The following is a 23696-nucleotide window of genomic DNA, read 5'->3' as shown; positions in this document are numbered from 1 at the left end:
CTCCGCAATGCGAAAAGATGGTCTATATCTTAGAATAAAGATTTTACAAACGATTAACGCTTGTGGAAACCTTCGTCAGAGACTGTCAATTTTTTACGACCTTTACTACGACGTGCAGCTAATACTTTACGTCCGTTCTTAGTTGCCATACGGCTACGGAATCCGTGCTTATTTCTTCTCTTTCTTACAGACGGTTGAAACGTTCTTTTCATGATCTATGCTTTATTCGAATATTCTTATTTCTGGTTCCTAATTTCTTGAAATGTCAGACATTTGTCAGAATGGGGTGCAAAGATAGGTAGATTTTCTAATTTTTCAAGTTTTCTTCGAAATAAATCGAAAAAAAAGTTCGTTTCAATCAATCCCCGATTACTTTTGTGATACAAAACTAGAAAAAAGATGTTGCGACCGAAGCAAGCGAAGAAAGAAAAGATTCATTTAACGAAAGATAGCTATAAAAAAGCACGCAAACTTTTTCATTATTTAAAGCCTTATCGCTTTGAATATGGCATTGGTTGGATTTTCTTAGTACTATCTACTTCTGTTGGTTTAATCTTCCCTATTTTACTTGGACAACTCCTAGGATTGAGCAGCGGTTCTCAGACAAGTATGGCTGAAGCAGTTAAAGCAATCGATTTATCAAACATTACAACTGTCGCCGTTGCCTTGTTTGTATTATTTGGCGGACAAGCTATTTTCAGTTATTTCAGAGTGGTATTATTTACCAATGTAACTGAAAAGGCATTACGCGATTTGAGATACGATGTTTTTCAAAAAATGCTTCACCTTCCAATGGATTTCTTCAACAAGAATACCGTTGGAGAATTAACAAGCAGACTTTCTGCAGATATTACCCAAATTCAAGAAACACTTCGTACGACTGTGGCAGAATTCTTCCGTCAGATTGTAATGGTTGTAGGAGGAATTGCCTATTTAACTTTCGTTTCGTGGAAGTTATCCTTAATAATGCTCGCAACAGTTCCAGTCATTATGATTGTTGCTGTTTTCTTCGGACGATTCATTAAACGTTTATCCAAAGAAGCACAAGATCAAACAGCAACTTCCAATGCCATTGCAGAAGAATCATTGACTGGAATTGGAAATATCAAGGCTTTTACAAATGAAAACTACTTGTTGAAGAAGTTTAAATCTTCCATTGAAAAAATCCGTAGACTCAATATAAAAAGTGGTTTGTGGAGAGGATTATTCATCTCGTTCATGGTTTTTTGCATGTTTGGATCAATCGTTTTTATCGTTTGGCAAGGCTTGTTAATGACACAGGGACCAAATCCTGAATTGAGTGATGGAGATTTGTTCTCTTTTTTAATGGTAACTCTATTAATGGCGGCAAGTATTGGTTCGCTACCTGATTTTTATTCAGGTATTCAAAAAACAATTGGTGGAACAGAAAAATTGATGGATATTATCAATGAGACGAGTGAAAGTGACTTATTTAAAGGAACAAACACTCCGGAAATAGATGGTTCCATTCGATTCGAACACGTACGATTCGCTTATCCGCAAAGAGCTGAAGTAGAAGTATTGAAAGGAATTTCGTTTACTTTAAACAGAAACGAAACTTTAGCTTTAGTAGGAACTTCTGGAGGCGGAAAAACAACGATTTCTTCCTTGGTTTTGAATTATTACAAAGTCAATCAAGGAGCGATTTATTTTGGAGATGCAAATGCTGATTCCATTGATATTAAATACTTGAGAAAACACATTGCTATTGTTCCACAAGATGTATTGCTTTTTGCAGGTAATATCTTAGAAAATATTGCTTTTGGAAATCCGGAAGCAAGTGAAGACGAAGTTATCAATGCTGCAAAACAAGCCAATGCATTTGAGTTTATCATGAGTTTCCCTGATGGTTTTAAAACACAAGTTGGCGATCGCGGAATTCAACTTTCAGGCGGACAAAAACAACGCATTGCTATTGCAAGAGCCATTTTAAAGAATCCAACTATTTTGATATTGGATGAAGCAACATCAGCTTTGGATGCAGAATCAGAGCGCGTGGTTCAAGATGCATTGGAAAAATTGATGCATGGAAGAACATGTATTGTCATTGCACATCGATTGAGTACGATTCGCAATGCGGATAAAATTTTGGTTCTACAACATGGCCAGATTGTAGAAAGTGGAAATCATGCGGATTTAATGGCAACTAGTGGTGCTTATTCGGATTTGGTGAAGATTCAGGTGAATCTTGGGTAATATTTAATTTCCAAATTCTTACTATCTAATTACGAACTAAAATTTGTGAATTCTGGAATTTTCGTGTTCACAAAGATGTGAACAGATCACATGTCAATCATTTGATTATGAGCAATTTATATTTTATCAAAAATTTTAATTAAGTTTGATAACACAATCATAACCAAATGAATCACTTTACATATCCTTTTCTGATAACGCTCCTTTCTATTTTCACTACCTCCTGCCATCGAAAAGCAGTACATAAAACCCATCCAGAGTTCATTGGTCGCTGGTATCATGAAGAGACAAACGGTGAAAGCTGGTATATCGACATGGATGAAAAAAGTAGAGGAGTTATATGGGTTTACGGTTCAGATGGCAATTTTTCAAAGGACCATAATTACGGTGAAAATCCACATAAATGGAGATATAATACAAAGCGACAAGAACTTACTCATGGAATTATCAGTGAACGCTTTAAAGTAAATCAATTGCCAACCGTAGCTGAAACAACCATTATCAGTGGTTATGATACTATTCCTATAGGCAAAACTTACTGTATTATAAAGGATGATTATTACCGCAAAACTGAATAAAAAACGCAGACCAACTAGCCTGCGTTTTTTTCAAACTGAAAACCAATCTATTTCAAAATAACCAACCTCTTGGTAATTGCGCTACTTGAAGTTTTTATTCGAACGATGTAATCTCCAGCATAAAGTGTTTGTGTATCAAAAAAGGCGATCGTACTTCCAGCAGGAATTACTTTTTCTAAAACTGTTCTTCCTGTCATATCTGTCAATTCCACTATTAAATTTTCTTTCACCAGTCCATTTACTTGAACTGCTACTAAATCCGTTGCTGGATTTGGGAATAGGTCAATGTTGAGGCTTTCCAACTCCGCTTGAGTCAATCCTGCAGGCGTTGGAGTATAAGTCGTTGTTGTCTCTCCTACTGATGTAACTTTCGTCATCACTTTATTCCCGTAGAATGTTGGACCAACCACATACGGATATGCCGAATTCCAATTTTCATCTACAGTAGCGAAATAACAATAGATTCCAGTTGGGTATTCAGGAGTGATACAAAAACGACCGTTGTGAATATCTAAATAATCGGCACTTGCTGGAGCAATAAATTCATAATCTTCTCTGAAATATCCCAAAGGATAAGTTGCATTAACCGCTGGTCCGGCTATAACAGAACTTCCATCGTAATACGTATTTCTAACGGTGATATTTCTCAAAGAAAAAGAGGATTTCATACGTACGATTCCACCAGTTCCATTCGCATTTTTATGTGCATAAGCTCCATAGATTGGAAAACCATCATACGCATAACCAATCAATGGAGAATGCTGCGTACTATCAATAGCATACAAACCATCCGAGTCATATAAATTACAAACCGTTGAGATAACTTGTAAATCCAAATCAAATGCACTTGGGCTTTGGTGATGGTGGTAATTTCCCATTGCTGGATGACCTTTTGCGCAGTCGAAACCTCCTCGTTCTCCAACAACCGCATCTCGGTTCCAAACGCCATCGCCCATTCCTCCTGCAGGTCCACCCGCAATTGTACCTGAGGAATTTTTCCAGGAAACACCATCTCGGTAATCAAATAACGCAACTCCATTAATGAAAACACCAATATTTCCACCTGTAGTAGCTGTAAGTGTTCCTGTATTTTGTGTCGGGTTCAATGGAATTTTAAAAATGGCATTTTGATCGGTTGCCTGACTAGGATTTCCATCCAAAAATGGTCCTGTAGGATAAGAAGGAATTCCATTGGTTGCGACATACACCCATGAAGTAGAATATTGAATCAATTGGGTGTTTACTGGAATATTATCCTGAATAGCCGTTGAATTTCCGCTGATGTAATGACTTCCCATTAAAGTGGTGTTTTGTAACCAAGAGGTAATTGCTGGTCCTTGGCAAAAAGCCATTCCTGTGGAAACGAAGAATAGAATAATTGTAGATATCTGTTTCATAATTAAGAGCATTTGATTGGTTAGACGACCTATTTAATCGATTCCTTCGCTCGGGTAGAAAATAGTTCTTTCGGATAGGCACTTTTTTGATTCATGACAAAATCCCGATCAGAAAGTGTAAGTAAAAAAGCAATCAAATCTACTTTGTTTTGAGAAGTTAAATGGAAACTTTTCTGAAGCTCTTTTGCTAAACTTTTGGATGATTGTATACCTGAATCGTAGTGATTTAATACTTCTGAAAGTTTCTTGAAACGCCCATCATGCATGTATGGGAATGAGTATTCTGCGTTTCTTAAAGTTGGAATTTTAAAACACAAGGAATCTGATGAACTTCCAGTTTGCTTCATTCTTCCCAAATCATTCAAAGATGTGTCAATCGTCAACCCATTATTCGCAAATTTATGGCTTGTGAAAAGAGGTTCTGAATGACAACCAGCACAATGTTGCTTGAATAAACTGTAACCGCGGTTCTCTTGATCTGAAAAAGCAGCTTCATTCCGCTTCACTTTATCGTATTTCGAATTGCAACTGACGAGCGTCAACATAAACTGCGAAAGTGATTTTAAGACCCGCTCTCCAGTAATTTTATCCGTTCCGTAAGCTTTTTCAAACAAATGCTGATAAAATGGTACTCGCTGAAGTTTTTGCACAACCACTTTAATGTCACTTCCCATTTCATCTGAATGACTAATTGGAGCAAGCGCCTGCATATCCAAATGATTCACTGCTCCGTCCCACATGAAGGTTGTTTGCCAAGCTAAATTCATCAACGCAGGGGTATTTCTCGTTCCAATCCGATCAGAGATTCCATGACTCAGTTTGTGATCCACATGCGTGAAGGCAACATAAGAAGAATGACAACTCGCACAGGAAATACTGCTGTCTAGAGATAAAATCGGATCGTAAAATAATGCTCTTCCCAATTCAATTTTCGATTCATCCAGCGGATTTTTTTTAAAATCATAAATAGGTTTTGGCCAAGATGCTGGAAACTCAAAAATCTTCACAAAGAGAAAGGAACTCATAATAAGAGTAAAAAGAAGTAAACAAGCATATTCTACCTTCTTCATGTTTACAATTTAAAACTCTTACTTAACAACTCAACAAAATTCAATGAGCTTTGTGATGGAGACATAATGTGATGTACTTCTTGAAAGTTGGTACTATTCAAAAAATGTTCTAAATCCAATTGAACAACTAAACTATCAGCTGTTTTAACTGGAAGAAGAATAGTTCGAAATGCATTTTGTTTCCCAGAATAACCTCCCAAATGGTATTCAAAGGAATGATCTTTAGCGCCGGATTTAGACGAATAGCCTTCTATCTTACAATTGATATAACCGCTTTGCCAAGTCCAATACATCCCGTTAACAGGATCTAATCCGCCTCCAAAAGCTCCTGAAACATTGGTTAAGCTATCAATTCCAAATCCGAACCGAATGACCTCCCTATTATTTTGTTTATCCTTCAAATTCCAACTCGTACTTTGTGTATTTTCGAAATCAACTAAATGAAAACGAGTTAAATCGGAAGAAATAGATTCTTGTTTTTCGTTTAAAATTTCAAAATCAGAGACATAGAATTTGAAAGTATTTAACACCCATTCATCCTGAGTGAGCGGATTGATGATTGTATCATTCAAATGAACTAATTGTTCTTTGTAACACAACTGAAATTCGACTTTCACCTGAGCATTCAGATTAAAACTGCTTATCCAAAGAACGATAACAAGTCCTATTCTCATGGTCTTTTTGGTTTCATTCTTCGGGTAAATAATTGGGCGATTTCTTTCTGTAATTCTTTGAAATAGACTTTTTGATCACTTGTGCATAATTGTTCAATATCCTTAAAGTGTTTCAAATGAATCTGTTCTATATTTTGTTGAATTTGGTTTATTTGAAGAATGATTGAATCGTTATATGGACCATCCAGATTGGAATACAATTCGTTTTTGGTTTGAATCAAAATAGCTTCTTCCCCACGAATTCCCTTCTGGTGTTCTCGAATCAACAGATCGTATTTTTTGACCTGAGCAGGAGTAAAATGCAACCGCTCTATAATTTGATTTCTAGGTCCATCAAACGGATGAGGATGTCTTTCCTTTCCTCCAAACATCCTAAAGACAAGCAGTCCGTTAATTAAAATCAACGTAAGTATGATCAATTGATAAAATCGCTCCTTTTTCATCTGTAGATTTGTTGAGATTCGATTAAATTCATTTGTTGGAGCAAATTATCTGATTGTTTGTTTTGGGCTTTATTTAAAATCCAACTATTAATCGCAATCAATGCAAAAAGACCAATTACACTTGCCAACGCCATTTTCCTAGATACTCTCAAGGAAAGCTTTCCCTCCAATTTCGCTTGGATGCGCGTAAATAAAAAAGGAGAGGGTTCCACCTTTTGAATCTGACGCAGCTTTTCATCCAAGTTATTCATTTCATTTGTTGTTTTCATATTAGACGACATTTCTTCTTAACTCCTTCTTTCTTTCAATAATTTCTCCAAATTTCCTTTTGCCCTTTGGACCAATGACTCAACAGCTTTTGGATTGAGATTCATAATCTCAGCAATTTCGGGAATAGATATTTGTTCAATTTTATTTAAAATCAATGCTGTTTTTTGATTATCTGATAATTGATTGATGCATGAAAAAATAAATGTGGTTTCTTCTTTATTGTCTATCAAAACACCTGGGTGATTTAATTCAATGGAATCATTTTCGGAAAGTTCATTGGTAAACCAGAAAAACCGTTTTTTTCGTTTTTTTGCCTTTAGAAAATCCAATGATTTATTGATTGTAATCCGATAAAGCCAGGTGCTCTGACTTGATTCATTCCGAAATTTATCCAATGAGTTGTGAGCAGCCAAGAAAACATCTTGCGTAATTTCCTCTGCATCATTCACATTTTGAACATACTGCAATGCGAGGTTAAAAACCTGTTTGGCATATTTTTCATACAGTAGTTCTAGTGTCATATCCGTTTTCGAGCAATCTTAAGAGATGTAATGATACCAAAAGTTTAATTTAGATTTTAGGATAATAAGATTTTAAGACATCAAGACTTGATTTACCTCATTCCCTGTCCTAAAATCCTGACATCTTAAAATCCTAAGATCCATTCATAATCATTTAATAACATTCCTTACTCAAAAAATTAACTAATTCGCTCTATCTTTGCCCTGAAAAATTGAATTTGTAATCCTTGATACACTGATCCGTTGATTCTTTGTTGAAACCAAGTTCAATTAGAGTTTTTTTTCATTCAAACAATGCGTTCTCTTCACGTAATTGCTAGTTTTATCTTAGTTATTTCATTTCAATCTTATTCTCAACAATTAATTATCAATGAAGTTTCCCAAGGAAGCGGAACTGAAGAATACGTTGAATTATTGGTTATTGGAACACCAAGTTGTCAAACTCCTACTCCATGTATCGATCTAAGAGGCATCGTTCTAGACGATAATAACGGATACTTTGCCGCAGGAAGTGGAAATGGAATTGCACCAGGAGCTATTCGTTTTGCAAACAGTACATTCTGGAGTTGTATTCCACAAGGAACAATGATTGTTATTTACAATGATAATGAACGTAATCCAGCTATTCCAACAGATGATGTAAGTATGACAGATGGTAACTGCCGTTTGATTATCCCTGTAAACTCTAATTTACTAGAAGGACAAACGACAAGTCCTACGAATTCAGTAGCAACCTATCCTGCAAGTGCAGGCTGGACAATTGGAGGTGGAAATTGGTCACAATTGGGAATGGCAAATGGTGGTGATTCTTTTCAAATACGATCAAGTATTACAGCAACAACTCCCTCTCATTCAGTAAGCTGGGGAGGAAACAATACAAATACTATCATCTATTTCTCAGGAGCGGCTGGAAGCAAAGTATTCTCTATGACAAATAACACCAACAACAACCCTGCAACTCAAGCAAACTGGACATCTGGAAATGTTGGTACAAACGAAACACCAGGAGCTGCAAATAATACTGCAAATAGTGCATGGATTGGTTCTATGAATCCGCAATGTGGCATAACAACAAATATTCAAGTTACTACAAGTGCAACACCTACAGGTTGTGGAGCAACCTGTAGCGGAACTGCAAGTACAACCGTTTCAGGTGGAACTACTCCTTACACTTATTCATGGTCAAATGGAGCTTCTACTGCGAATCTTACGACATTGTGCGCTGGAACATATACTGTAACTGTAACAGATGCTGGAGGTTGTTCTATGACAGCTCAAGCTACTGTTACAAATTCTGCAAGTACGTTATCCGTTCAAGCAACTTCAACGAATGAAACCTGTCAGACTTTATGTAATGGAACTGCGTCTACAACTATCACGGGAGGAACAGCACCTTTTACGATTCTATGGTCGAATAGTGCTTCTTCAGCAACTATTTCCAATTTATGTCCTGCAACCTATACTGTTCAGGTAACAGATCAGAACGGCTGTACAGGAAGTGCTCAAACAACGGTTTCAAATGGAACAAGCCCAATCAATGTTGCGGTAACTTCAGCAAACGAAACATGTGCTGGAGCTTGTGACGGTGGCTTGACTGGAAGCGCTTCAGGAGGAACTGGACCTTACGCATACCTTTGGTCTGATAATGGAACTTTTGCTAACATTTCAAATAAGTGTCCAGGAACCTATTCTGTAATTGTTACCGATCAAAATGGATGTACAGGAAATGCATCAGGAACTATTTCAGCTGGAACACCTATTCAAAATGCAACAATCCAAACAACAGGACCTTTCTCAACAACAGATGCTCCTGTTCAATTTGTAGCAGCAAGCAATGGCGGAACTTGGACAGCAAATTGCGGGACATGTATCTCCAATTCTGGAATATTCAATCCTCAAACGGCTGGAGCTGGAACGTATCAAATTTGTTATTCAGTAGGTGCAGGAGCATGTGCTTCACAAGATTGTCAAACAATTATTGTAACTGGATGTACTCCGCAAACAACAAATGAAGCTCAAAGTATTTGCCCTGGAGACAGCTACCTGTTCAATGGTCAAAACTTGACTGTCGCTGGTTCTTACCCATTTGTTACTACCGATCAAAATGGATGTGATAGTACACACACGTTAAATCTTTCAATCTTTACAGTAAATCCAACCTCTCAAAACCTAAGTACTTGTATTGGCGATTCCATTGAATTTCAAGGAACATGGTATTTACAACCAGATAATATAGTGACGAATATTTTGGATGGAAATGGTTGTCCAACAACTCACACTGCTCAAATACTTTTTACAGATTGTACGATTGAAGACTACGCGGTATTCATTCCAAATGTATTTACTCCGAACAATGATAACGTCAATGATTTCTTCTCAATCAGTATTATGGGAGGTTTTCTAGATGAAGGATTTATCGTAAATCGCTGGGGGAATTTGATCAAAGAATTTCACGAAGATGATTTAAGTTGGGATGGTAAAACAAAAGAAGGATTCCTTGTGCCTGATGGAGTTTACACGTATGTATTTGTCGTTACAAATAACAATGGCGTGAATACGAAGTATCATGGTTTTGTGACGGTTATTAAATAAGAAACGGCCGAAACACATCAGTTTAGCTGTTAGTAATTTTACTAAATTGCTACGCTTTTTTATAGGCTCATTTCTTTACTCGTATCCCTATTACATTGGGTAATCGCCAGAAAGTTTCATTGGTATCTTTTGGATAAGTCCCTGAAACGTAACTTCCAACCTTCTGCAAACAAAAATCTCCAATACTGATATACAAACTCGTTTCTGGTCCGCCTTCCATATAAATAGCATTGTGCAGTGGAGTTGGAAATTGCTTCATAAACCCGATTAGTTGATTCTGAGAAAATGGAGAGCGATTGAAAATAACAATTAAATTTTCCTGATCATCATGTGCACAAACGAGCATACTGCACGATTGATTTTTCTTCCAATTCATCGGATTCCCCGAACAATCAAGCATCCGCAATCCTTGGGCGAAACTCTGATATTTATGTTGAATGGAGTCGAATGGAATGCATTGCATATCATAAACGACAGCATTATTTGCATTTGCAGAATCTAAGGGATTCATTGCGAACATCACATTCCAGCCTTCTTTATAGGAAAATTGATTGTGGTGATCTCCGCTTTTCAATAATCCACGACTAATGAGTGGTTTTGCCAAATCATACATCCCTGCGTTGAAAACGATACTGAGATTCATGGTATCTGCCCAAAAATTAACAGGTCTTGAAATACTATCCATTGCAGAAGCGGTAAACAAATCAAATTCCACTTGTTTCGGATCGATTTTTAAAATCGTCAACTTAGAATCTCCAATAGTAGATTTCAACGGAGCATCTGTTTCGCAAAACTGAACCCCATTTCCGATTTTCTTCCAAGTTACCACGAAATCCATGGTGTCTTTAGGTCGTTTATAGAGCGTATCAGTTGCATCTTGCCCAAAAACGCTAGTTGTAAAACCCGTTATTAACAAAAGGATTACAAGACTACACCCTCTCATTCCAATCAAACTTCTTTTTTTCAAAAGGAAACAACTCAAAAAGCTCTCCAGAATAATAGAACTGGTAAGCAATTGCTCCAAAAGAATAAGGCGTTTCATGAATTTTGATTGTTGAACCTCCCACTCGTGGATTCGACTTTGGTTTGGATTGTGGATATCCTACATTAAACAATGTAGCCAAAATTTCAGGCCGTTTATCAATGGGATAACCTGCTTTTTCCCATTGCACTTTTACTTGCTTTAAAAACAAAGCTGCATACATGTAAGAATAGTAATGATTGTGGAAGTCCGTTAATCGATCAATGCGCTCTTTATTAATCGTTGCAGTATCTTGCCCTTGAAAATCCAATAAACCTTCATACTGAGAACCTAAATAATAAATACTACTTGGATCTTTCAAATGATGTTCAATATTTTTTGCAGTGTGTTCCTTAATTCCAGTAACACCAAACGAAAATTGCGATTCCACAGAAAGAACTTTCAACGGCCCAATCCATTTTTTATACGCTTCACGAGAAGAATTAAATAAGCGAATTTGCTCGCCCACCAAACACGAAACGATCAATCTTCCTTCAACCCCTGTCTGCTTAGCAACAGAATCGATTAGTTTTTTATCCTTGGCAACTGCCTCTTTAAAAGTCTTCCATTCTGCAATATTCATCCACTCAAAAGCGCTTGAAGCACTTATTTCTTTAACTCTTTTGGAATTGAACTTAATTTTGGAAAGCGCTTTTTGGTAGGTTTTATTATCCTTTAGCTGTAAATCGACCGCATCCAACATCCGAATCACTTCATAGCTATCTGTTCCATTTTGAAGGACAGAAAGAATGTATTCTGCATTTTTTGGATAATATTCATTCAACACAATAATCCGCTCCATTGCTTCATAACGTTTTTGAACCATAGTTGCGCTATCAACTTTGAAATCTTGATTGTATTTATCCTGCATTTCTTGAAAGTAGCGGTTGTTTGAATCAACAATCCCACCTTCTTTCGTCCATCCAAATTGAATGGCAGCGTAAGAAACTGTTAAAAAGAAACCAATTGCAGCAAATGCAAAAGTTAGGGTGAAGAATGGTATTTTAAACCATTTACTTTTAAAGAATCGTTTCACTTTCTATTCGAATTTGGTGCAAAAGTACATCGGATTCAATGAAGTTGATTCTAATTAGCAAATAAAAATCAATTAGTTAGGAGGATTAATCTTTTAATCGCACAAAATGGCAATAATCTGGCATAGGGAAAGGTTGAATCCCATACCCATTTGTGCTTGGATAAGATGAATGCAGCCACATGACTTTGTTCGCTACATCCATTTTTGAGACAATACCACAGTGTCCCCAGGAATTACGGTACCAAAACTGTACAAAATCGCCTGGTAAAACTTGATTTTACATCCGTAATTTCAGTTCCTTTCCCTTTAGAAACAAGCGCATGAACAACTCCTTTTGGATAAGGTGATCCGTTTTCAATCTGCTGATAAACCTCCTTTAAATTTGCTCTTGGTTGATCAATTCGAATATTAATCGTATCCTCTGATGTTAGCTCCATAAAATGTCCGAGTACTCCGATAATAAATTCGGTACAGACTGCGCTTTCATAAGTTGGTGAGATATTTTTCCCATACCTTATTGCAGTATCCAAAACCTGTTGATTAACAGAAGGAATTTGAACAACATAATCAACAAATACTTGCTGTGAATTACTCACAAAAGAGACTATACAGGTGATAATTAGAAGAGTTCCTTTCATTCTTACAAGCGGATTCAATTCGGTAAATGAAAGATACTTTAAATTTGGTAACTTTGCTACATGGAAAACAATTACATCTTTTACAAGCTTCGCAAAATTTACCAATGGGATGAAGAAAAAATTGGAAATCTTTTCAAATCGGTTGAATTCATTGTTTCTCCTTTGGATATTTTTGCTTGGATGAAACAAGAGCAGTATGAGGGCTTCAAAGAAATGCCAGATCAACCTTTGGCTGCACTTTTAAACGGATTTATTGTTGAACGAAGAGGTTTGCAAGATGGTAAAATTCCTATCGCTGAAGAAAAACTAACTAACAATATTATTTTCAGAAAATTGCGCATAGCCTTAAACTTCAAAGATGATGATATCATTGAAACATTAAAAAAAGCAGATATCCGTATTGGAAAACCTGAATTGAATGCTTTTTTTAGAGATCCAAAACATGCGCATTACCGCATTTGTGGCGATCAATTTTTGCGTAATTTCTTAAGAGGATTGCAGTTGGAGAGTTATAAGAATCAGAAGTAAGTAACACCACATACCTATTTTACTGACACCCTCCTCGATCCCTCAAGGGAGGAAATTAATTTAGTCTCCCTCCTCGAGGGGAGATTGAGTGGGGTCGTGAAATAATCACTCATCTTTTTTTGCAATTCAAACTTTTTTTTGTCTAAATTAAAGTATGAAAAGATTTGACCACAATCACTACAACCCTAGACTAAAAGAGTTTGCTCGAGAACTAAGAACCGAAAGCGTTTCAAAGGCTGAAAAGTATATTTGGAAAGGGCTTTTATCGAGAAAACAAACAGGAGAAAGGTTTTTAAGACAACGATCCATTTATAATTTCATAGTTGACTTCTTCGCACCAGAAATTGGACTGATAATAGAAATCGATGGAAATTCTCATTTGAATAAAGGGGAATATGACAGATATCGTGAAGATAAGTTGATTTCGTTAGGCTATACTTTGATACGATTTACGGAAGGAGATGTGATTAATAACTTGGATGTGGTTTCTGAACGGGTTAGACATGTTATACATGTTTTACGATCAGCCACCCCTCTCGATCTCCCCTCAAGGGGAGAAGCAGATTGTAGTTTCCCTCCTTGAGGAGGGATTAAGGGAGGTGGCACATTCAATTCTTCTCAAGGGTGGAAACAAAGACTAATACCTCAGCTTCGTCATTTCCAAGCTCAACAAATCGAAAACATGAAAGGTATTTAAATTGATTTCAAGACCCAAAATACACTTCAAAGCCTCATTTGCCATCAAAGTGCCAATCACACCTGGAACAACGCCCAAAACGCCATTATCCGAGCAATTGGGAACATCTTCTGCGTTTGGTGGTTCTGGAAATAAATCTCTTAGATTTTTACTTCCATTCACATTGAAAACGGCCAATTGACCTTGAAACCCTAGAATACTGCCGTAAATCAATGGCCTATTGAGTTCTACGCAAACATCATTTACGGTATATCTCGTCAGAAAATTGTCACAACCATCAATTACTAAATCAAATTGAGAGAGAATGAATTCCGCATTATCCGTGTTCAAAGCGGAATCAAAGATTTCAATTACTGTATCTGGATTTTGAGCCAAAGCTTTTACCTTAGCTACATCTGCTTTCTTTCTCCCAACATCTTGGGGCGTATACAAAATTTGTCGGTGTAGGTTTGAATGTTCAATGACATCAAAATCTACGATTCCAATTGTTCCTACTCCACAACTCGCCAAATATTGAATGATTGGGCACCCCAAACCACCTGCACCAATGACTACAACTCGGGCATTTTTGAGTTTTGCTTGTCCAAGTAAACCCACCTCATCGAGAATGGTTTGCTTCGAATAGCGTTTTGCTTCGTTTGGATTAAACATGATTATCCCTTTCAACAATCAAATCATCAGTCCTCCCCCTCTGTCCCCCTCCAAAGGGGGAAGAAATGAAGCTCCTATCCCAGTCTTTCCAAACGGCTTCGTATCCGTTTTTACGAATCAAAGCTGCGATTTCCTCCACCGAACGCTCATCCGAGATTTCAAATTGCTCCAAAGATTCTGGTTCAACAACATATCCTCCTGGATTTGTTTTGGATTCTGCACTCATTGTAGTAACTCCTAATGGAATCACATTGTTTCTAAAATGCTCAGATTCTCTGGTTGAAATCGATAATTCAACGTCTTCATTCAATAAGCGATAAGCACAAATCAATTGCACCAATTCTTTGTCGCCAACAATCACATTTGGCTCAATAATTCCTTCTGCTGGACGCATTCTTGGAAATGAAATCGAATACTTGGATTTCCAATAAGCTTTCTGCAAGTAATCCAAATGCAATGCACAGTAGAAAGAATCTGTCCTCCAATCTTCCAAGCCTAATAAAACTCCTAATCCAATTTTATGAATTTCGGCTGTTCCGCAACGATCTGGAGTATCCAAGCGGTATTCAAAGTTGGATTTCTTTCCTTTTGGGTGATAAGCTTTGTAAACCTCTTGATGATACGTTTCTTGGTAAACCAACACAGAATATACTCCAGCTTCATGCAATTCTTGATATTCATTCGTTTCTAAAGGCTGAACTTCTATGGAAATATTTGCAAATTGAGAACGAATCAAATCCATGGTATGCTTGAAGTAAGGAACATGAACCGTACGATTCGCTTCACCCGTTACCAATAACACATGGTTAAACCCTTTTGACTTGAGAAAAGCTACTTCTTGCAGAATCTCTTCATCAGTCAATGTTTTACGAAGAATTTTATTGTCGAAACTAAATCCGCAGTAAGTACAAATATTGTTGCATTCATTGCTCAAATACATGGGAGCATAGAGTTGAATGGTCTTTCCAAATCGTTTTTTAGTGAGCTCGTGACTCATTTGTGCCATTTGCTCCAAATAAGGTGCTGCAGCAGGAGAAATCAATGCTTTAAAATCCTCTAAATTTCTTTTGGAAGCATTTAAAGCGCGCTCCACATCCACAGCTGTTTTGGCGTAGATGGATGCTTTGGTTTCATCCCAATTGGTGTTTTGAAAAAGTGATTTAAAATCCATGTCTGTATTTTATATTGTTTTTGAAATATGTGGGTACGCGAGGCATCGCGTCCCTGTCACATATTCAAAAAACCTGTCAATGGACTCGAAGCATTTGCTGAACTCGAAACCATTCCCAAGCCAGCTTCGTAAGCCATTCTACCCGATTCAACAGCCATTTTAAAAGCCAAAGCCATTTGTGCTGGATTCTTTGCCACAGCAATTGCAGTATTTACTAAAACGGCATCTGCACCCAATTCCATCGCATAAGCGGCATGAGATGGAGCCCCAATTCCAGCATCTACTATGACAGGAACGCGACTTTGCTCGATGATTATTTCGAGAAAATCAACCGTTCTTAATCCTTTATTTGTTCCAATAGGCGCTCCCAAAGGCATTACAGCTGCTGTTCCAACATCTTCCAAGCGTTTACACAAAACGGGATCCGCATGAATGTATGGCAAAACGATAAAACCCAATTTGGCCAATTCTTCCGTTGCTTTTAAGGTTTCGATCGGATCTGGAAGTAAATACTTTGGATCTGGATGAATTTCCAATTTCAACCAATTCGTTTCCATGGCATCTCTTGCCAATTGTGCTGCAAAAACAGCTTCTTTGGCATTTCTCGCTCCCGAGGTATTTGGCAATAAATTGATTCTTGGATGTTTCAAGTGAGCCAATAAATCGTCTGTTTCTGTTTCTAAATCAACCCGTTTCAACGCCACGGTTACCAACTCAGAACCAGAAGCCAAAATTGCTTCTTCCATTTTCTCCGAGGAACCAAATTTCCCTGTCCCTAAAAACAAGCGTGATATAAATTCTTTATCTCCTATTTTAAGCATAACTCAATGTTTGTTCAATTTCACTTACTAAAGTCATTTTATCTGCTGAATTGGAAATCATCCCAGAAACAGCGATTCCATAAACTCCTATTTTTTTCAATAACTCTACATCGTTTCGAACAATTCCACCAATGGCATAAATTGGAATGGATAATCCAAGCATTTCTAGTTCTTTCGCTACCCGTTGATATCCTTCAAAGCCTAAAAGCGGACTCAATTTCTCTTTTGTGGATGTAAATCGCAATGGGCCTAATCCTACATAATCGCATTTTTCATTGATTCGTTGTAAAACATCTTCCAAGGTATTTGCCGTACCACCAATAATTTTAGTCGGTCCCAATAATTTTCGAGCATCTGCCACCGAAGTATCCGTTAAACCCAAATGAACACCATCTGCATTTACTTCTCTAGCAATTTCAATGGAATCATTGATGATTAAAAGTGCATTTCCATATGTACACCAAACGCGAACCTGTCTTGCTACATCCAAAATCTGTGTTCTAGATCCATTTTTGAAACGAACCTGTATCATTTTACACCCAGCTTCCAAAGCATCCAAAATGTTCTTTTTCTGCTCTTCAACGGTTTCTCCGTGAGATATATAATGGATTCTACTCAACATGGTAAGCTAATAAATGTTCGTTACTTGAAAGTCTTTTTTCTATGTAGTATTTTGCCTCTTGACAAGCTTCAAAAAGCGGTTTTCCAAGAGCCAAATTAGAGGCAATTACAGCTGAAAGAATACAACCGGATCCATGTTTTTGAAAACACAATTTCGGGTCTAATCTCGCAGGTATTTCTCTGGGAACTCCTTCTCCAAACAGCAAGTCGACACCCAATCGCATGGAGCTGTGTCCGCCTTTCAGCAATACATGAGTGGATTTAGCCAATTGAAATGCTGCTTCAATTTCATCTTCAATCCCTGTGATTCGCTTTACTTCTAATACGTTTGGAGTTATTAAATCAATCATTGCTAAAATACGTTTCAACGATTCATCATTCCAACTATCATGTAATACGAATCCTGATGAAGCTGCTAAAACAGGATCCCACACGATTGAAGCCGAAGGAAATGCTATTTTTACCAGCGACAAAATATCGGATAAAACGTCTAGATTCTCCACAATTCCAATTTTCACTGCTGAAATATCGTAATTGGCTAAAATTGGATTCAACTGAGTGATGATTGTTTGTTTTTCAAACCAATCGACCGAAATAAATTCGATTTCTGTTTGAATCGTATTTCCTGTTAACACACCCATTCCCAAACATCCGTGTTGTTCAAATGTTTTCGCATCCGAAAGCACACCAGCTCCACCCGTTGGGTCGAAACCAGCAATACTCAAAACTATGGGATGTTTGTATTTCATTGTTTTTTTAAAATTAATCGCTCTTAAACTTCCTCCCCCTTTATCCCCCTCCGAAGGGGGAATTGGGAAATCACGTCCCTGCACAATTTCCATTCATTAATCGGATTGGGATTATTCCAAATTGCACCTAATAATGCTGCTCCATCAAATCCCATTTGGATTGCTTGATTCACATTATCGGCTTGAATTCCTCCTAAACCAATCAATTTTGTTTCTTTATTCTGGCGTTTTGAAAAATCAAATTTCACTGCTTTGTAATCCGATTTCGAAATACTATCAAAAACAGGACTAAGGAAGGCGTAAGAGAAATGATTCGCTAACTCGTTGTACTCTTCTACACTGTGAACAGAAGTAGAATAAATACATTCTGAATTCATTCCTTTCCAATCCTCTTCGTACCACGTTTTTCGATCTTTTTCTGAATAATGAAACCGATTTAAACCGATACTTTTGCCCCATTCATGGTCATGATGTAAAACCAACTTGGAGTAATTTTTGGCATCAATCGAATCAACTAATTTCAATAACGCCTCTTCACTTGCTCCATATTTTCGAATGTGAAACAAATCCAAACCAGCTTGAAACAATTCATTCACAATCACTGCTTCATCCGGTCTAAAATCGCTATCGGAAATGACGATGAGCATTATGAATAAATTTGACTTCCTTTTGTCTTAAATTCTTCCGATTTCTCAAACATTCCTGATTCAGCAGCATCACGAATATCTTGTGTGATTTTCATGGAGCAGAATTTCGGTCCGCACATCGAACAGAAGTGGGCAACTTTTGCACCTTCTGCAGGCAATGTTTCATCGTGGAATTCACGAGCGGTATCTGGATCCAAAGACAAGTTGAACTGATCTTCCCAACGGAATTCAAAACGTGCTTTACTCAATGCATTGTCACGGTACTGAGAACCTGGATGTCCTTTTGCCAAATCGGCAGCATGAGCAGCCAATTTATACGTGATAACTCCATCTTTCACATCTTTGCGATTTGGTAAACCAAGGTGTTCTTTCGGAGTAACGTAACACAACATAGCTGTTCCAAACCAACCAATCATTGCCGCACCAATTGCAGATGTAATGTGGTCATAACCTGGAGCGATATCCGTCGTCAATGGTCCAAGTGTGTAGAAAGGTGCATCGTTACATTCTTTCAACTGTTTGTCCATATTTTCTTTAATCATGTGCATTGGAACGTGACCTGGACCTTCAATCATGACTTGAATATCATGTTTCCAAGCAATTTTCGTCAATTCGCCCAAGGTTTCTAATTCACCAAATTGAGCTGCATCATTTGCATCTGCCAAAGATCCCGGACGCAAACCATCTCCCAATGAGAATGCTACGTCATACGCTTTCATGATTTCACAAATATCTTCGAAGTGTGTGTATAAGAAATTTTCTTTGTGGTGAGACAAGCACCATTTCGCCATGATAGAACCACCACGAGAAACGATCCCTGTAACACGTTTTGCTGTCAGTGGAATGTAACGCAACAAAACTCCTGCGTGAATGGTGAAGTAAGAAACTCCTTGCTCCGCTTGTTCAATCAATGTATCACGGAAAATCTCCCACGTCAAATCTTCAGCAACTCCGTTCACTTTTTCCAAAGCTTGGTAAATTGGAACGGTACCAATTGGAACTGGCGAATTGCGAATAATCCACTCGCGCGTTTCGTGAATATTTTTACCTGTTGACAAATCCATAATCGTATCTGCTCCCCAGCGGCAAGCCCATACTGCTTTTTCTACTTCTTCCTCAATAGACGAAGTAACAGCCGAGTTCCCGATGTTTGCATTGATTTTCACCAAGAAGTTACGACCAATAATCATTGGTTCAGACTCTGGGTGATTGATATTATTCGGAATAATTGCACGTCCAGCAGCGATTTCATCCCGAACAAACTCCGGAGTAATAAACCCTTTTGGTGTATTCGCTCCAAAACTTTCACCTTCATGCTGAGCAGTCAAGGCTTCATATTGTCCATTCAATTGCAGTTTCAACTCATCAAATCGTTGGTTTTCACGAATGGCGATGTATTCCATTTCTGGAGTAATGATTCCTTGTTTTGCATAGTATAACTGAGAAACATTCATCCCAGCTTTCGCACGCAATGGTTTACTAATGTGTTCGAAACGCAATTCATCTAATTTCTCATCGTTTTTACGTTCTTTTCCGTAATCAGAACTTACGTCTGTTAATTCCTCTACATCTCCACGATCTAAAATCCATTGCTCACGCAAACGCGGCAATCCTTTCTTCACATCAATTACAGCAGTATCATCTGTGTAAGCGCCACCTGTATCATAAACCGTAACAGGGAAATTCTCTTCAACTCTACCGTTTGCATGTTTTGTTGGTGTCAATGTAATTTCACGCATTGCAACTTTAATATCGTGGATTTTTCCAGATACGTAGACCTTCTTTGATCCTGAAATAGCACCTATCGTAAGGCTTCCTTCTTTTGGTGTTTGATCTGATTTTTTCATATTTTAAACTGAATTTCTTGTTTTAAATTTCGTTTTTCCTCCCCCTTAATCCCCCTCCAAAGGGGGAGCAAAGAATCACCCTCCCTGTGTTGCTTTAATTATTAAAATATCATCATTTTCTTTCACATTCTTTTCTACCCACAAATCTTTCGGAATTACCTGTCCATTAACAGCCACAGCGATTCCTTTCGAGTTCTCGCCAATTTGGTCAAACACGATTTGTTGCAGCATTCTATTTGCTACGACTTCAACTTCCTTGTTATTGATTGTTATTGTCATTCCGTTACGCATTAATTACTTTAGGAATGACCAAAAAGAGATCATCTGAACTTTTCCCTACGTTGGTGCCAACCAAATCAGGTTCAAAGGGTATTTCTCAGACAGTCGGCTGACTGTCACCCCTAAAGTTTGGTATCGCTTGTGCCTTAGCTTCAGCGATGGTACAAAGATACAAGAGTTAATCGAGAAAAGAAAAAATGATTCGTTAAAATTGTCTATCAGATTCAATAACTCTTTTATTATCTTTGAGCCGCCGCTGAAGCTAAAGCCCAAGCGTCGCATTTGAAAAACAAAGAACTCACTTCATGAAAAACGTAGCAGTTATTGGAGCAGGAACGATGGGAAATGGAATTGCCCACACTTTTGCACAATTTGGATATAAAGTATCCTTAATCGATGTAGCACAGGCTTCATTGGATAAAGGAATCGCAACAATTACCAAAAACTTGGATCGTCAGGTTGCGAAAGAAGCTATCACGGAAGCAGACAAAGCAGCAACATTGGCGAACATTACCACCTTTACTTCCATGGAAGAAGGCGTAAAAGGAGTAGAATTAGTAGTTGAAGCTGCAACTGAAAATGTAGATTTGAAATTGAACATTTTCAAGCAATTGGATACTTTGACTGCTGAAAATGTAATTTTAGCTTCCAATACTTCTTCTATTTCGATTACAAAAATTGCTTCTGTTACAAATAGACCAGAAAAAGTAATTGGAATGCACTTCATGAATCCAGTTCCGGTGATGAAATTGGTAGAGATTATTCGTGGATATTCTACCACAGATGAAGTGACAAACTTGATCATGGAAACTTCCAAGAAATTGAATAAAGTTCCAGTTGAAGTAAACGATTACCCCGGATTTGTAGCAAACAGAATTTTGATGCCAATGATTAACGAAGCAATCTATACCTTGTATGAAGGAGTTGCTGGAGTGGAAGAAATCGATACGGTGATGAAATTGGGAATGGCTCATCCAATGGGGCCTTTGCAATTAGCTGATTTTATTGGATTGGATGTTTGCTTGGCAATTTTGGAAGTATTGCACACTGGTTTCGGAAATCCGAAATACGCACCGTGTCCGTTATTGGTAAATATGGTAACTGCAGGTAAAAAGGGAATAAAAACAGGAGAAGGATTCTATTCGTGGAATCACGGAACAAAGGATTTAATCGTTGCTCCGAATTTTGCGAAAAAATAAATCGAAATCTTGATTATGATATGAATGGCGGAAATACTCTTTCCGCCATTTTTTTATTCTCTTCTAAATCATTTTTACTGATAAAAACCGCATCACTACAACAATCTTCTCTTACTTTTTTCCAAGGCAGAAAGAATGAGCACTGCTCATGAAGACGAAGCATGACTTTCACAAAAAGTCAAATGCTAAGGTAGTAAGCAAAAACGCCTTAACCCAATTACGGCATTCAGGCAGCATTCCCTTTCTGACTGACCTTAGGAAAGGCGAGGTCAGGACCTCAAATGGAAACCACTTTCCTAGTTCAGTAACAGAAATGGAAGGCTTTTTCTTTCAAAACACCAATTTTAGTATAGTTGATGATTTTAGCTTCGAGATTTCAATTTCTCAGCAGTGTAATTGGGATTTTGTCCGCAGTAACGATTTTCAGAAAAAAAGCAAAATCAATTGTACGAAAAGTAAGCCGCTGATTTAGAAAATCAATTTAAACACATGTATTAAATACTGTTCTAATGATTTAAATTTAGTTTATCGGACACTAGTGATTCTATTCAATCAAAAACACCTTTGTTACTGGCAAACCTTCTTCTGAATCAAGAACCAAGAAATAATTCCCTTTTTGAAGATTAGATACATGAACTTCGATCTGATTCTTTTCAGACAGCTCCGAAATTTGTTCTGTACGAACAATTCTTCCCGCTAAATCGACAATACTTAATGTCAATTTATTTGTTGAAGTAGCATTCAGCTGCACCACAAAATTTCCATTGGAAGGATTGGGGAATACAGAGAAACTATTCTCTTGCTCCTGCTCTATTCCCAAATGACAATTGGTAGTCGTACCATACAAATAATGAGCAGGAATATTGGGTTTTTCAGATGAAGGAGATATTCCTCCACCAAGTGAAATATTTGCAGGATCCAATCCGCAAGCAACTCCTAAGTTATTTGGACAAACAATTTCTCCATCAATAAAACTAACCGATTCTTGATAAATCAAAATCCGTTTTGAAGGAGCGAGTATGATTTTTGAATTTGTATTTACCGATGCAATATTCTGCACGGTAGCAAGCACATTTGCCTGTTCCAAATCATATTGTTTGAGTGTCGTTCCTGAAATAAGATACAATTTCGTTCCATCGGGCGAAAAGGCAGCTTGGACACTGCTCCCCAATGCTGCGCGAAACTGAACGGTTCCCAATACCGGATCTAGATCGTACAGCGCATTTCCAACAGTCATAAAACGTCTATTGGGCGACACAACCAATGCTCCTTCTCCGCCTACTAATTTCTGAAACTGATTAAAGCCACCAACTCCAAAGTGAATGTGATACAAGGAATCATCCGTGTAAGAAAACAACCAATAACCTGCTTCTCCCGACTTTTTAGCCTCACCATCGGAATCTAAAACTGCCGTTACAGGTTCATAATTTGATTTATGTCCGGAAATAATGTGATATGGAACCAAGACGTTGTATCTTGAAATGACTGCTCCTTGCCCGCTATTTGCATTCATATCGATGATCGAATAGGTTAATCCCGAATTGTATTGATTTCCGGAGAAAGTGCTTTCGAGACAATCTTTGGTAAACAAATAATATTTACGATTTGTAGGAGTAATTCCTTCCGGATCAGGTAGTGCAATTGCGCCTTGAAAACTGCTTACACAGCCACCTGAATCAGTGAAATTTCCGTTTTGCAAATACGAATGATTGGGAGAAAAAACTCCGCCCTGGTACTGTGTAGCTGTAGGAGAAACTCCGCCGTTACTATAAAACAGGAGATTTCCCTGCGGATCACAAATAGAAGCAGCACATTCAAGCGACTCTTTTGCCTGATTACTAAGCACTAATGGCGGCTGATGACGAAAATCCAAAAGCGTAGTTCCAAAATAAAGCGTACTCACTTCGTTTTGAGCGGAAACATTACAGGAAAAAATGAGAAGACTTAGAAGATAGAGGAATCTCATAGTTAGTAGGTTTATTTTAGGCAAGTTACAATAAAATGATGTACGGACAAGTCGCGACTTGTC

General features: G+C 37.6%; 25 protein-coding genes and 1 riboswitch. Of the genes, 6 read left to right on the top strand and 19 right to left on the bottom strand.

All coding sequences use genetic code 11. The annotated features are described in order from the left end of the window. Positions 1–53 precede the first annotated feature (53 nt). Positions 54–212, bottom strand: coding sequence for a 50S ribosomal protein L34 (gene rpmH, locus FLUTA_RS21190; protein WP_013687573.1), 159 nt, complete (start codon positions 210–212; stop codon positions 54–56). Between the two features lie 187 nt (positions 213–399). Between rpmH and FLUTA_RS14155 the strand changes: the two genes are divergently transcribed. Together FLUTA_RS14155 and FLUTA_RS14150 are read left to right on the top strand one after the other, a co-directional pair. Then, positions 400–2217, top strand: a complete 1818-nt coding sequence (locus FLUTA_RS14155; protein WP_013687572.1) for an ABC transporter ATP-binding protein — start codon at positions 400–402, stop codon at positions 2215–2217. Positions 2218–2384: 167 nt separating this feature from the next. Next, positions 2385–2795: a hypothetical protein gene (locus tag FLUTA_RS14150; protein WP_013687571.1), complete on the top strand. Its 411-nt coding sequence runs from the start codon at positions 2385–2387 to the stop codon at positions 2793–2795. 47 nt (positions 2796–2842) lie between these two features. Here FLUTA_RS14150 and FLUTA_RS14145 read toward each other — a convergent pair whose 3' ends face one another. From FLUTA_RS14145 to FLUTA_RS14120, 6 genes are read right to left on the bottom strand one after another with little or no spacing between them, the layout of a single operon-like run. Then, positions 2843–4192: a T9SS type A sorting domain-containing protein gene (locus FLUTA_RS14145; RefSeq protein WP_148235444.1), complete on the bottom strand. Its 1350-nt coding sequence runs from the start codon at positions 4190–4192 to the stop codon at positions 2843–2845. Positions 4193–4221: 29 nt separating this feature from the next. Beyond that, a complete protein-coding gene (locus FLUTA_RS14140) occupies positions 4222–5262 on the bottom strand; it encodes a cytochrome-c peroxidase (protein ID WP_013687569.1) in 1041 nt (346 codons plus the stop codon). 2 nt (positions 5263–5264) lie between these two features. Continuing rightward, on the bottom strand, positions 5265–5936 hold the full coding sequence (locus tag FLUTA_RS14135) for an MbnP family protein (protein WP_013687568.1): 672 nt from the start codon (positions 5934–5936) through the stop codon (positions 5265–5267). After that, complete coding sequence (locus FLUTA_RS14130) at positions 5933–6379, bottom strand: hypothetical protein (protein WP_013687567.1); 447 nt, start codon at positions 6377–6379, stop codon at positions 5933–5935. The genes FLUTA_RS14135 and FLUTA_RS14130 overlap by 4 nt, the downstream gene beginning before the upstream one ends. Beyond that, positions 6376–6648: a hypothetical protein gene (locus FLUTA_RS14125; RefSeq protein ID WP_043023836.1), complete on the bottom strand. Its 273-nt coding sequence runs from the start codon at positions 6646–6648 to the stop codon at positions 6376–6378. The genes FLUTA_RS14130 and FLUTA_RS14125 overlap by 4 nt, the downstream gene beginning before the upstream one ends. Positions 6649–6666: 18 nt before the next feature. Then, positions 6667–7170 carry an RNA polymerase sigma factor gene (locus FLUTA_RS14120; RefSeq protein ID WP_013687565.1) on the bottom strand — a complete coding sequence of 168 codons (504 nt, stop codon included), beginning with the start codon at positions 7168–7170 and terminating at the stop codon, positions 6667–6669. Between the two features lie 294 nt (positions 7171–7464). On the opposite strand from FLUTA_RS14120, the gene FLUTA_RS14115 reads away from it, so the two are divergent. Beyond that, positions 7465–9762, top strand: a complete 2298-nt coding sequence (locus FLUTA_RS14115; RefSeq protein WP_013687564.1) for a T9SS type B sorting domain-containing protein — start codon at positions 7465–7467, stop codon at positions 9760–9762. 67 nt (positions 9763–9829) lie between these two features. Here the strand turns inward: FLUTA_RS14115 and FLUTA_RS14110 are convergent, their stop codons facing one another. From FLUTA_RS14110 to FLUTA_RS14100, 3 genes are all read right to left on the bottom strand, one after another. After that, a complete protein-coding gene (locus FLUTA_RS14110; RefSeq protein WP_013687563.1) occupies positions 9830–10705 on the bottom strand; it encodes a mitochondrial pyruvate carrier family protein in 876 nt (291 codons plus the stop codon). Next, the gene (locus FLUTA_RS14105) at positions 10692–11819 is read right to left on the bottom strand and encodes a hypothetical protein (protein WP_013687562.1); all 1128 of its coding nucleotides are present in this window, start codon (positions 11817–11819) and stop codon (positions 10692–10694) included. Before FLUTA_RS14105 ends, FLUTA_RS14110 begins: the two co-directional genes overlap by 14 nt. 233 nt (positions 11820–12052) lie before the next feature. Then, positions 12053–12457, bottom strand: coding sequence for a hypothetical protein (locus FLUTA_RS14100; RefSeq protein WP_013687561.1), 405 nt, complete (start codon positions 12455–12457; stop codon positions 12053–12055). A gap of 60 nt (positions 12458–12517) precedes the next feature. Here FLUTA_RS14100 and FLUTA_RS14095 point away from each other — a divergent pair, with 60 nt between their 5' ends. Continuing rightward, the gene (locus tag FLUTA_RS14095; protein WP_013687560.1) at positions 12518–12985 is read left to right on the top strand and encodes a YehS family protein; all 468 of its coding nucleotides are present in this window, start codon (positions 12518–12520) and stop codon (positions 12983–12985) included. Between the two features lie 154 nt (positions 12986–13139). Continuing rightward, positions 13140–13568, top strand: a complete 429-nt coding sequence (locus tag FLUTA_RS14090) for an endonuclease domain-containing protein (protein WP_013687559.1) — start codon at positions 13140–13142, stop codon at positions 13566–13568. 54 nt (positions 13569–13622) lie between these two features. Here the strand turns inward: FLUTA_RS14090 and FLUTA_RS14085 are convergent, their stop codons facing one another. The 8 genes from FLUTA_RS14085 to thiS all read right to left on the bottom strand — a co-directional run bounded on the left by FLUTA_RS14085 (position 13623) and on the right by thiS (position 20480). Beyond that, on the bottom strand, positions 13623–14333 hold the full coding sequence (locus FLUTA_RS14085; protein ID WP_013687558.1) for a HesA/MoeB/ThiF family protein: 711 nt from the start codon (positions 14331–14333) through the stop codon (positions 13623–13625). After that, positions 14326–15504 (bottom strand): 2-iminoacetate synthase ThiH, encoded by a 1179-nt coding sequence (gene thiH / locus FLUTA_RS14080; protein WP_013687557.1) that lies wholly within the window; start codon positions 15502–15504, stop codon positions 14326–14328. Before thiH ends, FLUTA_RS14085 begins: the two co-directional genes overlap by 8 nt. Before the next feature lie 56 nt (positions 15505–15560). Further along, complete coding sequence (locus tag FLUTA_RS14075; protein ID WP_013687556.1) at positions 15561–16325, bottom strand: thiazole synthase; 765 nt, start codon at positions 16323–16325, stop codon at positions 15561–15563. After that, positions 16318–16947, bottom strand: coding sequence for a thiamine phosphate synthase (thiE, locus tag FLUTA_RS14070; protein ID WP_013687555.1), 630 nt, complete (start codon positions 16945–16947; stop codon positions 16318–16320). Before thiE ends, FLUTA_RS14075 begins: the two co-directional genes overlap by 8 nt. Continuing rightward, entirely contained in the window at positions 16937–17695 is a 759-nt protein-coding gene (locus FLUTA_RS14065) for a hydroxymethylpyrimidine/phosphomethylpyrimidine kinase (protein ID WP_043023835.1), read from the bottom strand. The genes thiE and FLUTA_RS14065 overlap by 11 nt, the downstream gene beginning before the upstream one ends. A gap of 23 nt (positions 17696–17718) precedes the next feature. After that, complete coding sequence (locus FLUTA_RS14060; RefSeq protein WP_013687553.1) at positions 17719–18342, bottom strand: thiamine phosphate synthase; 624 nt, start codon at positions 18340–18342, stop codon at positions 17719–17721. Beyond that, positions 18342–20189, bottom strand: coding sequence for a phosphomethylpyrimidine synthase ThiC (gene thiC, locus FLUTA_RS14055; protein WP_013687552.1), 1848 nt, complete (start codon positions 20187–20189; stop codon positions 18342–18344). Before thiC ends, FLUTA_RS14060 begins: the two co-directional genes overlap by 1 nt. Positions 20190–20264: 75 nt before the next feature. Continuing rightward, complete coding sequence (gene thiS / locus FLUTA_RS14050; protein WP_013687551.1) at positions 20265–20480, bottom strand: sulfur carrier protein ThiS; 216 nt, start codon at positions 20478–20480, stop codon at positions 20265–20267. A gap of 25 nt (positions 20481–20505) precedes the next feature. Beyond that, positions 20506–20602, bottom strand: a riboswitch (TPP riboswitch). A gap of 171 nt (positions 20603–20773) precedes the next feature. On the opposite strand from thiS, the gene FLUTA_RS14045 reads away from it, so the two are divergent. After that, complete coding sequence (locus FLUTA_RS14045) at positions 20774–21667, top strand: 3-hydroxybutyryl-CoA dehydrogenase (RefSeq protein WP_013687550.1); 894 nt, start codon at positions 20774–20776, stop codon at positions 21665–21667. Between the two features lie 544 nt (positions 21668–22211). Here the strand turns inward: FLUTA_RS14045 and FLUTA_RS14035 are convergent. Next, positions 22212–23633 (bottom strand): T9SS type A sorting domain-containing protein, encoded by a 1422-nt coding sequence (locus tag FLUTA_RS14035; protein ID WP_013687549.1) that lies wholly within the window; start codon positions 23631–23633, stop codon positions 22212–22214. Between the last annotated feature and the right edge of the window lie 63 nt (positions 23634–23696).

The sequence above is a fragment of the Fluviicola taffensis DSM 16823 genome (assembly GCF_000194605.1).
In the GTDB taxonomy this organism is placed as follows: domain Bacteria; phylum Bacteroidota; class Bacteroidia; order Flavobacteriales_D; family Crocinitomicaceae; genus Fluviicola; species Fluviicola taffensis.
This window is presented reverse-complemented; position numbering and strand designations above follow the sequence as displayed.

What these genes read in the sequence shown, in the direction of transcription:
- thiC (WP_013687552.1), bottom strand. Translation starts at nt 20,189, where the DNA reads ATGAAAAAATCAGATCAAACACCAAAAGAAGGAAGCCTTACGATAGGT.
- FLUTA_RS14130 (WP_013687567.1), bottom strand. Translation starts at nt 6,379, where the DNA reads ATGAAAAAGGAGCGATTTTATCAATTGATCATACTTACGTTGATTTTA.
- FLUTA_RS14075 (WP_013687556.1), bottom strand. Translation starts at nt 16,325, where the DNA reads ATGCTTAAAATAGGAGATAAAGAATTTATATCACGCTTGTTTTTAGGG.
- rpmH (WP_013687573.1), bottom strand. Translation starts at nt 212, where the DNA reads ATGAAAAGAACGTTTCAACCGTCTGTAAGAAAGAGAAGAAATAAGCAC.
- thiE (WP_013687555.1), bottom strand. Translation starts at nt 16,947, where the DNA reads ATGTTGAGTAGAATCCATTATATATCTCACGGAGAAACCGTTGAAGAG.
- FLUTA_RS14150 (WP_013687571.1), top strand. Translation starts at nt 2,385, where the DNA reads ATGAATCACTTTACATATCCTTTTCTGATAACGCTCCTTTCTATTTTC.
- thiS (WP_013687551.1), bottom strand. Translation starts at nt 20,480, where the DNA reads ATGCGTAACGGAATGACAATAACAATCAATAACAAGGAAGTTGAAGTC.
- FLUTA_RS14065 (WP_043023835.1), bottom strand. Translation starts at nt 17,695, where the DNA reads ATGAAATACAAACATCCCATAGTTTTGAGTATTGCTGGTTTCGACCCA.
- FLUTA_RS14110 (WP_013687563.1), bottom strand. Translation starts at nt 10,705, where the DNA reads ATGAGAGGGTGTAGTCTTGTAATCCTTTTGTTAATAACGGGTTTTACA.
- FLUTA_RS14120 (WP_013687565.1), bottom strand. Translation starts at nt 7,170, where the DNA reads ATGACACTAGAACTACTGTATGAAAAATATGCCAAACAGGTTTTTAAC.
- FLUTA_RS14100 (WP_013687561.1), bottom strand. Translation starts at nt 12,457, where the DNA reads ATGAAAGGAACTCTTCTAATTATCACCTGTATAGTCTCTTTTGTGAGT.
- FLUTA_RS14125 (WP_043023836.1), bottom strand. Translation starts at nt 6,648, where the DNA reads ATGAAAACAACAAATGAAATGAATAACTTGGATGAAAAGCTGCGTCAG.
- FLUTA_RS14135 (WP_013687568.1), bottom strand. Translation starts at nt 5,936, where the DNA reads ATGAGAATAGGACTTGTTATCGTTCTTTGGATAAGCAGTTTTAATCTG.
- FLUTA_RS14155 (WP_013687572.1), top strand. Translation starts at nt 400, where the DNA reads ATGTTGCGACCGAAGCAAGCGAAGAAAGAAAAGATTCATTTAACGAAA.
- FLUTA_RS14115 (WP_013687564.1), top strand. Translation starts at nt 7,465, where the DNA reads ATGCGTTCTCTTCACGTAATTGCTAGTTTTATCTTAGTTATTTCATTT.
- FLUTA_RS14045 (WP_013687550.1), top strand. Translation starts at nt 20,774, where the DNA reads ATGAAAAACGTAGCAGTTATTGGAGCAGGAACGATGGGAAATGGAATT.
- FLUTA_RS14060 (WP_013687553.1), bottom strand. Translation starts at nt 18,342, where the DNA reads ATGCTCATCGTCATTTCCGATAGCGATTTTAGACCGGATGAAGCAGTG.
- thiH (WP_013687557.1), bottom strand. Translation starts at nt 15,504, where the DNA reads ATGGATTTTAAATCACTTTTTCAAAACACCAATTGGGATGAAACCAAA.
- FLUTA_RS14035 (WP_013687549.1), bottom strand. Translation starts at nt 23,633, where the DNA reads ATGAGATTCCTCTATCTTCTAAGTCTTCTCATTTTTTCCTGTAATGTT.
- FLUTA_RS14090 (WP_013687559.1), top strand. Translation starts at nt 13,140, where the DNA reads ATGAAAAGATTTGACCACAATCACTACAACCCTAGACTAAAAGAGTTT.
- FLUTA_RS14140 (WP_013687569.1), bottom strand. Translation starts at nt 5,262, where the DNA reads ATGAAGAAGGTAGAATATGCTTGTTTACTTCTTTTTACTCTTATTATG.
- FLUTA_RS14095 (WP_013687560.1), top strand. Translation starts at nt 12,518, where the DNA reads ATGGAAAACAATTACATCTTTTACAAGCTTCGCAAAATTTACCAATGG.
- FLUTA_RS14145 (WP_148235444.1), bottom strand. Translation starts at nt 4,192, where the DNA reads ATGAAACAGATATCTACAATTATTCTATTCTTCGTTTCCACAGGAATG.
- FLUTA_RS14085 (WP_013687558.1), bottom strand. Translation starts at nt 14,333, where the DNA reads ATGTTTAATCCAAACGAAGCAAAACGCTATTCGAAGCAAACCATTCTC.